The 14542-nt window shown below is 38.7% G+C and carries 7 protein-coding genes; all 7 read left to right on the forward strand.

Annotated features, from left to right (window positions below; genetic code table 11):
* Window positions 1-276: 276 nt before the first annotated feature.
* The 7 genes from F6K18_RS04520 to F6K18_RS04550 all read left to right on the forward strand — a co-directional run bounded on the left by F6K18_RS04520 (window position 277) and on the right by F6K18_RS04550 (window position 14186).
* Window positions 277-1056, forward strand: a complete 780-nt coding sequence (locus tag F6K18_RS04520) for a TatD family hydrolase (RefSeq protein WP_287519115.1) — start codon at window positions 277-279, stop codon at window positions 1054-1056.
* A gap of 295 nt (window positions 1057-1351) precedes the next feature.
* Entirely contained in the window at window positions 1352-1504 is a 153-nt protein-coding gene (locus tag F6K18_RS04525) for a hypothetical protein (RefSeq protein ID WP_287519046.1), read from the forward strand.
* A gap of 468 nt (window positions 1505-1972) precedes the next feature.
* A complete protein-coding gene (rpoB, locus tag F6K18_RS04530; RefSeq protein ID WP_287519048.1) occupies window positions 1973-5281 on the forward strand; it encodes a DNA-directed RNA polymerase subunit beta in 3309 nt (1102 codons plus the stop codon).
* A gap of 384 nt (window positions 5282-5665) precedes the next feature.
* Window positions 5666-6931: a transposase gene (locus F6K18_RS04535; protein WP_287519050.1), complete on the forward strand. Its 1266-nt coding sequence runs from the start codon at window positions 5666-5668 to the stop codon at window positions 6929-6931.
* Between the two features lie 266 nt (window positions 6932-7197).
* On the forward strand, window positions 7198-9216 hold the full coding sequence (locus tag F6K18_RS04540) for a DNA-directed RNA polymerase subunit gamma (protein WP_287519052.1): 2019 nt from the start codon (window positions 7198-7200) through the stop codon (window positions 9214-9216).
* Window positions 9206-9352, forward strand: coding sequence for a hypothetical protein (locus tag F6K18_RS04545; RefSeq protein ID WP_287519055.1), 147 nt, complete (start codon window positions 9206-9208; stop codon window positions 9350-9352). The genes F6K18_RS04540 and F6K18_RS04545 overlap by 11 nt, the downstream gene beginning before the upstream one ends.
* Window positions 9353-9959: 607 nt before the next feature.
* Window positions 9960-14186, forward strand: coding sequence for a DNA-directed RNA polymerase subunit beta' (locus F6K18_RS04550; protein WP_287519057.1), 4227 nt, complete (start codon window positions 9960-9962; stop codon window positions 14184-14186).
* Window positions 14187-14542: the final 356 nt, after the last annotated feature.

Genomic DNA, 14542 nt, shown 5'->3' on the forward strand with positions numbered 1-14542 from the left:
TGTGGGAGTATGTCACAAGTCGGTATAGTTGCTCTCTTAGTAAGAACTTAAATTAATTACCCGACTTCATTTTTTCTTCAATAGCTGTCTTGAGTAAAAAAAGTTTAAAATAGTTAAAGCGATCCATTAACAACTTTGTATATTTTTGTGGCCAATATACCTATATCAACTGACAATATAGCACTACAAACTGACTAAGAGAATATTTATAATGTCAAGCCTCCTGATTGCAGAAGGTACTGATAAATGATAACTGGAAGACCTGGAGAGCCACAAATGCAGCTAATTGATACTCACGTTCATATTAACTTTGACGTATTCAATTCTGACCTGGAAGACATACGCCAACGTTGGCAACAAGCAGGAGTTGTCCACCTTGTCCACTCTTGTGTTGAACCACAGGAATTCAATGCTATTAAATCAATAGCAGATCGTTTTCCAGAACTGTCTTATGCAGTTGGCCTACACCCTTTAGATGCTCATAAGTGGACATCTACGACGGCTACTCAAATTGAAGAGTTAGCTGCATCCGAACCTCAGGTAGTGGCCATCGGTGAAACAGGGTTAGATTTTTACAAAGCAGATAATAAAGAACAACAAGAATTTGTTTTTAGACAACAGTTAACCATCGCCAAAAAACTCAACAAACCGTTAATTATCCATTGTCGTGATGCTGCTCACTCAATGGCCGAGATTATTGATGATTTCCAAAAAAATCAAGGACTTGTCAGAGGAGTAATGCATTGTTGGGGAGGCAATCCAGAAGAAACTAAAATATTTATAGACTTAGGATTTTATATTAGCTTTAGTGGAACTGTCACCTTTAAAAAGGCTACTCAAATTCAAGAATCAGCTAAAGTAGTAGATGACGATCGACTGTTAGTAGAAACTGATTGTCCATTCCTAGCACCAGTTCCAAAGCGGGGCAAACGAAACGAACCTGCTTATGTTAAATACGTTGCTGAAAAAGTAGCTGAACTTAGAGGTGTGACGCTAGAAAGTTTAGCATTACAAACTAGCGAAAATGCTTGCAGGCTATTTGGATTATCTATATGATACCCAAAGTATCTCAAGGCTATTAGATTTAGATTTCATTATTAAAAGCCAAACAAGTAAATTACATAGCTTGATATCTAATGGCCAAAAGTAATCCTGAGAGTAGGTTTGAAAGTAAATTGGAATATATGGCACATAAACAGCATATATTGAGTTGGGAAACGCTCTGAAAAAAAAGTTATTGTTATTAAAGTATAATTCTCTGGCAACTGCACCAAATAATTATGATATCTTCAAGAAATTTATCGTTTAACTTGCTTCCATTGAAACTTTAATGACTAATTAGGGTTTGCGTATGGAAAGTCTTTTGGTAGGGGTAGGAGGCAGGAGGCAACCAACCCCTCGCCCCTCCCAGGAGGGGAGAAAAAGGAATTTAGAGGAGATAGGAGCTAAGTTTTGTCCCAAGATTTTTCTGCCCAACTATGCGCCTAAAATACTAACTTTTTGAGCGTGAAGAGCTGAGAACCAGGCACTTTTTTGCAGTCCCAAAAAGGCTACAACCTTTATCTGTAAATACTTTTAGATTTAATTAGCAAGCCCTAATTACTAAAAACTAACTTTTTGTATTAGGCTTTCTGCTCTAAATGTACAACTATACTACTTAGGCAAAACTTCATAATCCTAACCAAATTATAAATAATGATATTAGCTACAGTTTTGTTGTTTGATTCAAAAATAGTAGTTAGTGAGTAAACTTAACAGCAAAAAATTAAAATAAAACTAAATAAAAATTATGAAATTTACTTATGAAATAAATAACTTAGTACAGAAGCTTTACTTTGCTTATGTAGATAAATTGTAAAAATATTAAACAAACTAATTTACAAGTGTATTACATCTTCAAGTTTTAAATAAAATATGTGGGAGATAAAATCACCCATAAAAAACTATAAATAAACAACCAGGATACTCAAGAATGATTCATCAAAAATTAAATATCAACACCCAAAGCAACCTGCCAATTTTCAATATGCCCGATCTGATTGAAATTCAGAGGGCAAGCTTTCGATGGTTTCTAGAGTATGGCCTAATAGAAGAACTAGAAAGCTATTCTCCAATTACAGATTATACAGGAAAACTAGAACTTCACTTTATTGCCAAAAACTACAAACTCAAACAACCCAAATATGTTGTAGAAGAAGCAAAACGTAGAGACAGCACCTACGCAGTGCAAATGTATGTTCCTACCCGCTTAATAAACAAAGAAACTGGAGAAATAAAAGAACAAGAAGTATTTATTGGCGATCTCCCCCTAATGACAGACAGAGGGACATTTATTATCAATGGAGCTGAAAGGGTAATCGTTAATCAAATAGTTCGTTCTCCTGGAGTTTATTACAAATCAGAAACAGATAAAAGTGGACGACGCACATATAATGCCAGTTTAATTCCTAACCGAGGTGCATGGCTGAAGTTTGAAACAGATAAGAATGACTTAGTTTGGGTCAGAATAGATAAAACCCGCAAACTTTCAGCTCAAGTATTACTCAAAGCTTTAGGATTAGGGGACAGTGAAATTTTTGACTCTTTGAGACATCCTGATTATTTCCAAAAAACAATCGAAAAAGAAGGACAATTTGGAGAAGAAGAGGCACTATTAGAACTGTATCGGAAATTACGCCCTGGGGAGCCACCAACTATTGCAGGTGGGGAACAACTACTCCACAGTCGATTCTTTGACCAAAAAAGGTATGACTTAGGAAAAGTAGGAAGATATAAGCTCAATAAAAAGCTAAGGCTAAACTTACCAGACACAGTACGAGTATTAACCAAAGAAGACATATTAGCCGTAGTTGACTATCTAATTAATTTAGAATATGACATTGGTCAAACAGATGATATTGACCATTTAGGAAACCGACGGGTGAGAAGTGTAGGAGAACTCCTACAAAACCAAGTAAGAGTAGGTTTAAACCGTTTAGAGCGAATTATTCGAGAACGGATGACCGTATCCGAGGCGGACTCATTAACACCAGCATCACTGGTTAACCCGAAACCATTAGTAGCAGCTATCAAAGAATTCTTCGGCTCCTCTCAGTTGTCCCAATTTATGGACCAAACAAACCCATTGGCAGAGCTGACTCACAAACGACGAATATCAGCTTTAGGACCAGGAGGACTAACTAGAGAAAGAGCAGGATTTGCTGTACGAGATATCCATCCTTCCCATTACGGGCGAATTTGTCCGATTGAGACACCAGAAGGCCCAAATGCTGGTTTAATTGGTTCCTTAGCAAACCATGCTAAAGTCAATGGCTACGGATTCATCGAAACACCATATTATCCTGTAGAAAATGGTCGAGTGTTGCGCGAGGGCAAACCAATATACATGACAGCAGACGCAGAAGATGATTCCCGGGTAGCACCAGGGGACATTATGACCGATGCAGAAGGTAATATTTTGGGGGAAGTTGTACCAGTACGTTATCGACAAGACTTTACTACTACTACTCCCCAACAAGTAGACTATGTAGCAGTTTCCCCAGTGCAAGTAGTTTCAGTTGCTACGTCATTAATTCCATTTTTGGAACATGATGATGCTAACCGGGCATTGATGGGTTCCAATATGCAACGACAAGCAGTTCCATTGTTGCGTCCAGAAAGACCTTTAGTTGGAACAGGTTTAGAAGCTCAAGCTGCCAGGGACTCTGGTATGGTAGTTGTTACCCGCACAGATGGAGAAGTTAGTTTTATAGACTCAACTAAAATATCTGTGGTCGATCCAGAAGGTAATGAAATAGATTACCCGTTATGTAAATATCAGAGGTCTAACCAAGATACTTGCTTAAATCAAAGACCTTTGGTATATGAGGGAGACCAAGTAGTAGCTGGTCAAGTATTAGCTGATGGTTCCTCCACTGAAGGTGCTGAGTTGGCTTTAGGGCAGAATATTTTGGTGGCTTATATGCCTTGGGAAGGTTATAACTACGAAGATGCAATTCTGATTAGTCAACGTTTAGTATATGACGATGTTTATACATCTATTCATATTGAAAAGTTTGAGATTGAGGCCCGACAGACAAAATTAGGACCTGAAGAAATTACTAGGGAAATTCCTAATGTAGGGGAAGATGGTCTGCGAAACTTAGATGAACAAGGAATTATTCGAGTTGGTGCCTGGGTAGAATCTGGGGATATTCTTGTCGGTAAAGTTACGCCCAAGGGAGAGTCTGACCAACCACCTGAAGAAAAGTTGTTGCGGGCAATTTTTGGAGAAAAAGCACGGGATGTACGAGATAATTCTCTCCGAGTACCCAATGGTGAAAAAGGTCGCATTGTTGATGTGCGAGTATTTACGAGGGAAAAAGGAGATGAATTGCCTCCTGGAGCAAATATGGTGGTCAGGGTTTATGTGGCTCAAAAGCGGAAGATTCAGGTAGGAGATAAAGTAGCGGGGCGACATGGAAACAAGGGTATTGTTTCACGAATTTTACCTATCGAAGATATGCCTTATTTGCCCGATGGTACTCCATTAGATGTAGTGTTAAATCCTTTGGGTGTACCTTCGAGGATGAATGTGGGGCAGATTTTTGAGTGCTTGCTAGGATGGGCAGGTGAGGTTTTGAATGTGCGATTTAAGTGTGTACCTTTTGATGAGATGCACGGTCGTGAAAAATCAAGGGAAACAGTACATCGAATGTTGCAATTGGCCAGGGAACGTTCTGGTAAAGATTGGGTATTTAATGAAAATTATGCCGGGAAAATTCCTGTTTATGATGGACGCACTGGAGAAAAGTTTGACCGTCCAGTAACTGTGGGAATTGCTTATATGTTGAAACTGGTTCACTTAGTTGATGATAAGATTCATGCTCGTTCTACAGGACCTTATTCTCTGGTGACTCAGCAACCTTTGGGTGGTAAGGCACAACAAGGTGGTCAGCGTTTTGGAGAAATGGAAGTATGGGCCTTGGAAGCTTTTGGTGCTGCTTATACTTTGCAAGAGTTGCTGACTGTGAAATCCGATGATATGCAGGGTCGGAATGAGGCGTTGAATGCAATTGTTAAAGGAAAAGCAATTCCACGACCTGGTACTCCTGAATCTTTCAAGGTATTAATGCGAGAGTTACAGTCTCTATGTTTAGATATTGCAGCTCACAAGGTAGAAACTATGGATGATGGTACGACTCAGGATGTGGAAGTTGATTTGATGGCAGATATACCAGGAAAGCGAGCGCCTTCTCGTCCAGTATATGAGTCGTTGTCTAATGAGGAAAACCAGCAGTAAGTAAATTAGGTAGTAGGTTTTAGGTGGTAGGTGGTGGGTTAATTAGATGATATTTCTTCTCATAACCTGACACCTACTGCAATTTACGGCATTACTGAGGGGCAGGGTGAATATAAGTGGGGTGGACATCCTGCCTGGGGTGAAAATATAAGGAACGGGCAAGATGCCCCCAAACACAAAACTATTAAAATCATCCCGCATTTATGCAACGCCCAATTTACTAACTAACTTGTAAAAATTATACTGCCAAAAATGGGGTAAATACAGAAAGCGAAAACTTCTCTAAAGTTAATCAAACTTCCTCATAACTATAGCTATAAAACTAAAGTGAGTAAGTTTGTTCAGTTGTCTATCCATTGAGTCGTTATTACCTACAATTAAGGTATGAAGCTAGTTGAACGTCATGTTATCACCAAATCACATTATTTGTGGTCAGCTTGTGACCAGAAGGCTTTTTTGTCAAAAAATCTGTTCAATTTAGCCAATTACCATGATCGCCAATATTTCTTTGAAAACAAACAGAAACTAAGCTTTAATCAACTGTATCATCTAGTATCTAAGAGTTACGATTATCAAGCTTTGCCAACTAAAGTTAGTAAGCAAATAATCAGAAGATTAGACTCAGCTTGGAGTAGTTATTTTGCCGCTTTAAAAGCATGGCAAAAACAGCCCCATAAATTTTTAGTCAGACCAAAAATCACTAAATATAAAAACAAAACAAAAGGTCGAAATATTTTAGTCTATTCTCACGAATCAATTGACAAAAAAAAACTCAAAAAAGGAAGATGTCACTTATCCATGAGTGAGTTAAAAATTCCCAGATCACAAAAGTCAATTATAGAAATGAGAATAGTACAAAAAAGCAGCTGTTATATGATTGAAATACTCTCTGAAAAATCGGAGAAAACAACAGATAATCAACAGGTAGCAGGAATAGACTTAGGAGTGAATAACTTAATGGCTGTAACTACAAATCAAACAGGTGTAGCACATCTATTGATAAATGGCAGACCATTAAAAGCGATTAACACCCTTGATAATAAAAAACTATCCCTGATACAATCCCAACTGAAAACCAAAAATCATCAAAACTCATCTAATCGGTTAAACGCTCTAACTCATAAACGAAACTGTAGAGTAGAAAATTATCTACATACAGCTAGTAAAAGAGTAATAGATTGGTGTGAGGTACACCAAATAGGAACCTTAATAATTGGACAGAATGAAAAGTGGAAACAATCTATTAATCTCGGGAAAAAGAACAATCAACAGTTTGTTAACATACCTGATTATAGATTAATAGAAATGTTAAGATATAAAGCTCATTTAAAAGGGATAAAAGTAATAATTACCGAAGAATTCTATAGATCACAATCAAGTTCTTTAGAGCAAGATGAATTACCAAAATATGGTGAGTCAAAACCGATATTTAAAGGAAAAAGAATAGCAAGAGGATTGTATAAAACAGGAGAGAAAAAGTTATTAAATGCTGATGTGAATGGAGCATTTAATATAATTAGAAAAGTAATTCCCGATGTTTTTGACCAGGGAATAAAGGGTTTGCCGTTTAACCCTGTAGTGCTTGACCCACTACGAATGACTATACTTTCAGACTTTTTAGTAAGTTTAGTTGAGCGGTTTGGAGTGTGACTCAAAAAAACCGAATATTAATCATTACTAATACCAATTCACTTAAAAAATATCACAAATAGTTGGTAACTGATGAAGTAAAATAATAAGCTGAAATTACTGTATAGTGGAGGTTTTAAGTTCCATTAATATCACTTCTGACTTCTGATTTTTGACTTGGTGACTTTAGTGAAACGGTATAACAATTCCTCAGTTCCCTAATCCAAAATCATTCGCTGAATGTGCAATGCCTATTAATTTTGTAGTCTTAACTCTTTATTGTAAAAATGCCAAAACTTGAACAAAGATTTGATTATGTCAAAATTGGTCTAGCTTCTCCAGAAAGAATTCGTCTCTGGGGAGAAAGAACTCTACCAAATGGTACAGTCGTAGGAGAAGTTACTAAGCCAGAAACTATTAATTACCGGACTCTCAAACCAGAGATGGATGGATTGTTTTGCGAACGCATCTTTGGTCCGGCGAAAGATTGGGAATGTCATTGTGGAAAGTATAAGCGAGTCCGACATAGAGGTATTGTTTGTGAAAGATGTGGAGTAGAAGTAACTGAGTCACGGGTGCGCCGTCACCGTATGGGATATATAAAATTAGCAGCACCAGTTACTCATGTTTGGTATCTCAAGGGTATTCCGAGTTATATGGCAATTTTGTTAGATATGCCATTGCGAGATGTAGAACAAATTGTTTACTTCAATGCTTATGTGGTACTAGACCCAGGAAATCACGAAAGTTTAAGTTATAGGCAACTGTTAACAGAGGATGTTTGGCTAGAAATTGAAGATCAAATTTATAGCGAAGATTCAACAATAGTTGGGGTGGAAGTTGGCATTGGTGCTGAAGCTTTACAAGTCTTATTACAAAATCTTGCTCTAGAGGAGGAAGCAGAAAAACTAAGGGAAGAAATTGCTAATTCTAAAGGTCAAAAACGCGCCAAATTAATCAAACGTTTGCGAGTAATTGATAATTTTGTCGCTACGGGTTCAAGACCGGAATGGATGGTTTTAGATGCTATTCCTGTTATTCCACCCGATCTACGTCCAATGGTACAGTTGGATGGTGGTCGCTTTGCAACTAGCGATTTGAACGATCTTTATCGACGAGTGATTAACCGAAATAATCGCTTGGCAAGATTGCAAGAAATCTTAGCACCAGAGATTATTATCCGTAATGAAAAACGAATGTTGCAAGAAGCAGTTGATGCTTTGATTGATAATGGTCGTCGCGGTCGCACTGTTGTGGGAGCAAACAACAGACCTCTGAAATCTTTGAGTGATATTATCGAAGGAAAACAAGGTCGTTTCCGGCAAAACTTGTTAGGTAAACGGGTTGATTATTCAGGACGTTCGGTAATTGTTGTCGGACCGAAATTGGCAATTAATCAGTGTGGTTTACCACGAGAAATGGCAATAGAATTGTTTCAACCATTTGTTATTCATCGGTTAATTCGTCAGGGATTAGTTAATAATATTAAAGCTGCCAAAAAACTGATTCAAAGGGGAGACCCGAATGTTTGGGATGTGCTGGAGGAAGTAATAGAAGGTCATCCAGTGATGTTGAACCGGGCACCAACTTTACACAGATTAGGTATTCAAGCTTTTGAACCTATTTTAGTAGATGGTCGTGCAATTCAGTTACATCCTTTAGTTTGTCCAGCATTTAATGCTGACTTTGATGGCGACCAAATGGCGGTTCATGTGCCACTTTCTCTAGAGTCGCAAGCAGAGGCAAGATTATTGATGTTGTCATCGAATAATATTCTGTCTCCAGCGACTGGTCGTCCAATTATTACCCCTTCTCAAGATATGGTATTAGGTTGTTATTATCTGACAGCAGAAAACCATAGAGAGCAAGGTGGAGAAGAACTATATTTTGCTAACTTTAATGATGTAGTTTTAGCTTATGAACAGTCTAAGCTAGGTTTGCATACTTATGTGTATTTGAGGTTGCCTGGTGATGTGACGGTCGAAACAGATAAACCAGAAGAAATGCCTCCCGATATCCAACAGATATCAGAAGAAGTGGCGGTTAAAAGTTATTGGATGCCATTGGATAGCAAAATATTACCTGATACTTTGGGAGAGTTGAAGTCAGAGAAAACTCTAGAAAATGGAGAGGTAGTGAAGCGTTATCACTTGTATCGGGTTCATTATACTCCACAGGGAAAAATTAAACAGGTTCATATTAAATCTCGCCAGGTGCGGGAAATAAATGGAGAAGCAGCGACACAGTTTGTGGTGACAACACCTGGTCGCATAATTCTCAATCAAACAATTGAAAGTGTTTTGTAAAGGAGTCAGGAGTCAGTCCTCAGGAGTCAGGAGGAAAGAAGAAGAAACAGGAGTAGAAGGAGAAAGTCTTTTGCTCGCCCTCTTATCCGGACAAAATATCATACCTCAAATCAGCAACGCCATAGTTGGCAACTGATGATGTGAAAGAATAAGCTGAAATTAGTGTATAACCACTACTTTAAGTCTATAAACTTTCACTTCTGACTTCTGAGTTCCGTGAAACGGTATTAGTGCTCCACTTGGGGAGACCCTAAAGACCGCACTAACTCACCGCATCAGCGACAGAGGTGGAAAGTACCACAAACCAGGTCGCACATTAGCAAACTGACCTGACACCGCTGTTGATCGCCAAGAGAAGGAAGAGGTGAGGAAGCAGAAAACAAAACTACTTACTCTTTTCTCTTTCCTTGAAGAACAGTTTTTGATCTACAGCACTTTTGAGGAAGCGTGAGGTACAGTTTTCATTAATGGATAATGGATAATTGATAATTGATAATTACCTCGGGTTTTAACCGTTACGGAATTGAATATAAGGAAATATCCTAGCACTTTTTTTCCCTTTAAAAGGAGAGGGTTTAAACCAGAATTATTTAATTATTAATTATTAATTATTCGGTAAAACTATTCTTATATTTCCTGTTCCCTGTTCCCTGTTCCCTAGAACAATAAAACTTTGTACCTCATCAACTCGAAAACAGCTGTAAATAAAATTAGTAAACTAATAAACAAAGGTAGAGAATAACATGATTTTTCGGAATAGAGTTATTAATAAGGGTCAATTGAAAAAGCTAATTTCTTGGTCTTTTAATAATTATGGTACAGCCAGAACTGCACACATGGCAGATAAATTAAAAGATTTAGGATTTCGTTACGCGACAAAAGCAGGAGTTTCTATTAGTGTTGATGATTTACGAATACCTGCTTCTAAACGACAACTTTTAGATGCAGCAGAAGAAGAAATTCGCGATACAACTGACCGCTATACAAAAGGAAAAATTACTGAAGTAGAACGCTTTCAAAAAGTAATTGATACCTGGAATGTTACCAGTGAAAATCTTAAAGATGAGGTAGTTCGTAACTTTAAATCAACAGACCCTCTGAACTCAGTTTATATGATGGCATTTTCTGGAGCGCGGGGTAATATTTCTCAGGTGCGTCAGTTGGTGGGAATGCGTGGTCTGATGGCAGATCCACAAGGGGAAATTATTGACTTGCCAATTAAGACGAATTTCCGGGAAGGTTTAACTGTAACAGAGTATATTATCTCCTCCTATGGTGCGCGCAAAGGTTTGGTTGATACAGCATTGAGGACTGCGGACTCCGGTTATTTGACTCGTCGTTTAGTTGATGTTTCTCAGGATGTAATAGTTCGGGAAGCAGACTGTGGCACAAAGCGGGGAGTAACGGTGACAAGCATGAAAGATGGTGAACGCGTGTTGATTCCCGTACAAGATAGGTTATTAGGTAGAGTGGCAGGAGAGGATGTTAAACATCCAGAAACAGGAGAAATTATTAGTAGTGGTGGTGTTCAAGCAGTCAGAAATCAAGTATTTACAGAAGATTTAGCTAAAGCAATAGGTAAAGCAGGTGTAGAAAAAGTATTTGTGCGATCGCCATTGACTTGTGAATCACCCCGGTCTGTCTGTCAACAGTGCTATGGGTGGAGTTTAGCTCATGGTCAGATAGTAGATATGGGAGAAGCTATTGGGATTATTGCTGCTCAGTCTATCGGCGAACCAGGTACTCAATTAACAATGCGGACATTCCATACTGGTGGTGTATTTACAGGGGAAGTAGCACGTCAGTTCACATCTCCTTTTGCAGGTGTAGTCAAGTATCCATCAAATGTGCGTACTAGGTCATTCCGGACTCGTCATGGGGATGAAGCAATGATTGCAGAAAATAATTTTGACCTGACAATAGTAGGAACTAATGGCGGTCAAGAAAGTATATTCATTGCTCAAGGTTCTATTTTGATGGTACAAAATAACCAACAAGTGTTAGCAGGAGACATTTTAGCAGAAGTACCAAAGGCAGGTCAGGTCAGAAAAACAACGGAGAAAGTTACAAAAGAAGTAGCCTCAGATTTAGCAGGGGAAGTTCTATTTGCTAAGTTGGTGCAGGAAGAAAAGGTAGACAGACAAGGAACGACAACGCGCATTGCTCAAAGAGGAGGTCTGATATGGATCTTATCAGGAGAAGTTTATAATCTGCCACCAGGTGCAGAAGCAGTAATCAAAAATGCTACTACAATTAATGTTAATAGTGTAATTGCTGTGACTAAGTTGGTGACAGAGCATGGCGGTGTGGTACGAATTCCTTCTACGGAAAAAACTCAAAATATGTTGAGTGCAGGAACTCCACAGGCAACAACGGATGAGTCTGAAGGATCAGTGACTACGACTAACGTTCCTACCGAACTGCCAGTACATACGAAAGCACAAAATAATCTACCTCGTGAGATTGAAGTCATTACTGCAAGTGTGCGACTAGACCAGGCAAAAGTTAGGATGGAAACTATTGCTAACCGAGACCAGTACATCATTGAAGCCCAAAATCATCAACGATTTGCTTTGAAAGTTACTCCTGGCAGTAAGGTTGGCAACCACGAAGTTATTGCTGAACTTTTAGAAGAAAATTATAAAACTACTACAGGTGGCATCATTAAATATGCTGGAGTAGAAGTTCTCAAACGCGGTAAAGCTAAACAAGGCTACGAAGTGACAAAAGGTGGTACATTACTATGGATTCCTGAAGAATGCCACGAAGTCAATAAAGATATATCTTTGCTATTGGTAGAAGATGGTCAATATGTAGAAGCAGGTACAGAGATAGTTAAGGATATTTTCTGTCTGTCTAATGGAGTTGTAGAAGTACACCAAAAAAATGATATTCTCAGGGAAGTGGTAATTAAACCAGGTGAACTACATAGTGGAGATTATGAAACAGATTTAGGGGATTTGACTCTAATCAATGGTCAGATTGCAATGCCAGGAAAGGAAGTGGTGCCAGGATTAACAGTCTCTGAGTTAAAGTATATTGAATATGTAGAAACTCCAGAAAACCCTGGATTATTATTACGGCCTGTAACGGAATTTCATGTCCCTGACGATCCTGGTGTTCCTTCTCAGAAATCAATTAATTCTTCCATTGAGTTAAGAGCAGTACAACGCATTCCTTTTAAAGATGGGGAACGAGTTAAATCTGTAGAAGGTGTGGAATTGCTGCGAACCCAGTTAGTATTAGAAATTGGAGAAGAAGCTCCTCAATTAGCTGCTGATATTGAGTTATCACCAGATCCAAAGGAAGAGGGAGTAATGCGTTTGCAGTTGGTGATTCTAGAATCTTTGGTAATTCGTCGCGATGTAACTGCAGATACAACCCATGGTAGTACAAGTACCGAACTTTTGGTTAAAGATAGGGATGTGATTGAAGCTGGAGCTGTGGTTGCTCGCACAGAAATTTTATCTAAGGAAGCTGGTGAGGTACGCGGTATCAAAGAAGGTTCGGAAGCTATTCGTCGTATTTTGATCGTCAGAGATGCTGACTTAATTAAAATACCAGTTAATACTTTGCCATCTGTAGCTCAAGGGGATTTATTAGTTGCTGGTACGGAAATTGCTCCTGGAGTATTTATTGAACACTCAGGTCTGGTTTCTAAAATTCAGAAAACAGTTGCAGATAATGGTGAAGAAGGTTATCAAGTTATCTTACGTCAAGGCCGACCTTATCGTGTTTCTGCAGGGGCGATACTGCTGACCATGGATGGAGATTTGGTACAACGAGGAGATAATTTAGTACTGTTGGTGTTTGAGCGTGCTAAGACTGGGGATATTATTCAGGGTTTACCTCGAATTGAGGAATTGTTGGAGGCTCGTAAACCAAAAGAGTCTTGTATTTTAGTGAAGTATCCTGGTCAAGCTCAGGTTAAGGTTAATGAGGATAATGTGGAGCTTAGTGTGGTTTCGCCTGACGGCACAATTACAGATTATCCGATCGGTCCTGGGCAGAATGTAATTGCTTCTGATGGACAAAATGTCAATGTGGGTGAATCACTGACAGATGGACCCCGAAACCCCCATGAAATTCTGGAGATTTTCTTCAACTATTACCGCGACCATGAAAGCATTTATGAGGCTTGTTTGAGGAGTTTTGAGGCTTGTCAGCAGTTTTTGGTAGACCAGGTGCAGGCGGTTTATCAATCTCAGGGTATAGATATTTCTGATAAACATATTGAAGTAATTGTGCGTCAGATGACTGCTAAGGTGAGGATTGATGATGGTGGTGATACTACTATGTTGCCTGGAGAGTTGATAGAATTACGACAAGTGGAACAGGTGAATGAGGCTATGTCTATTACTGGTGGAGCAACAGCTCAGTATACGCCAATGTTGTTAGGGATTACAAAAGCATCTTTGAATACAGATAGCTTTATTTCGGCAGCTAGTTTCCAAGAGACTACAAGGGTCTTAACGGAGGCAGCAATTGAAGGTAAGTCTGATTGGTTAAGGGGATTGAAGGAAAATGTGATTATTGGGCGGTTGATTCCAGCAGGTACTGGTTTTAATGCTTATGAAGATGCTCTGAGTGCAGAGATTAGTCGTTTAGAACAAAGTTGGGATGAGGATGTGGATCTGATTGAGGAAGATAATTTACAAAGTGTAGTGTTAGACGATCAAACAGCACGTTCATTAGAATTAGAAAGTGGTCTGGATTTATCACCTGTGAATAATAATTTTGCAGATTCTCAAGGCATATCTCAAGATCGAAATCAATTGATAGACGATCGTATGCCTGATTTTCCTCAGATTTTAAACAATAGTGAGTCAGTTTTAGATGACTCAGATTTTGTATCCGATAATTTTGAGTCTGATTTTCCTGGCGACTTGGAAGATGACTTAATAGATGATGATGATGATGGTGATGATGGTTTTGATGATTTTGATGAAAACACGCCTGATTTAATTTAGGAGTCATTTCAGTTATCAGTTATCAGTTATCAGTTATCAGTACCTCCTGTAATAGGGAGGCTTGAAATACTGAAGTTTATCTTCTCTTGGTCTCATGGATATGGCGCAGGTTTCCTCGCCATCCCACCCTACGGGAAGCTCCACTTTTCATGTCGGCGACAGCCGTTAACGTAGTTGTGCGCTAGCTAAACGACCGCTTTTTCATCCCCTTGAAAGGGGAGAGTTGAGACCCTCTTTTTTGGTCAGGAGGGAAGAAAGAAGAAGAAAGAATAAGGAGCTATAAGCTTTTTAATGAATGAAGCAAGTATTCATTTGTAGTAAGATAATTAATAAAGCTTTTATCCTAAACTAGAAGC

Origin of the sequence: Okeania sp. SIO2C2 (assembly GCF_010692625.1) — a bacterium.
Lineage (GTDB): Bacteria > Cyanobacteriota > Cyanobacteriia > Cyanobacteriales > Microcoleaceae > Okeania > Okeania hirsuta.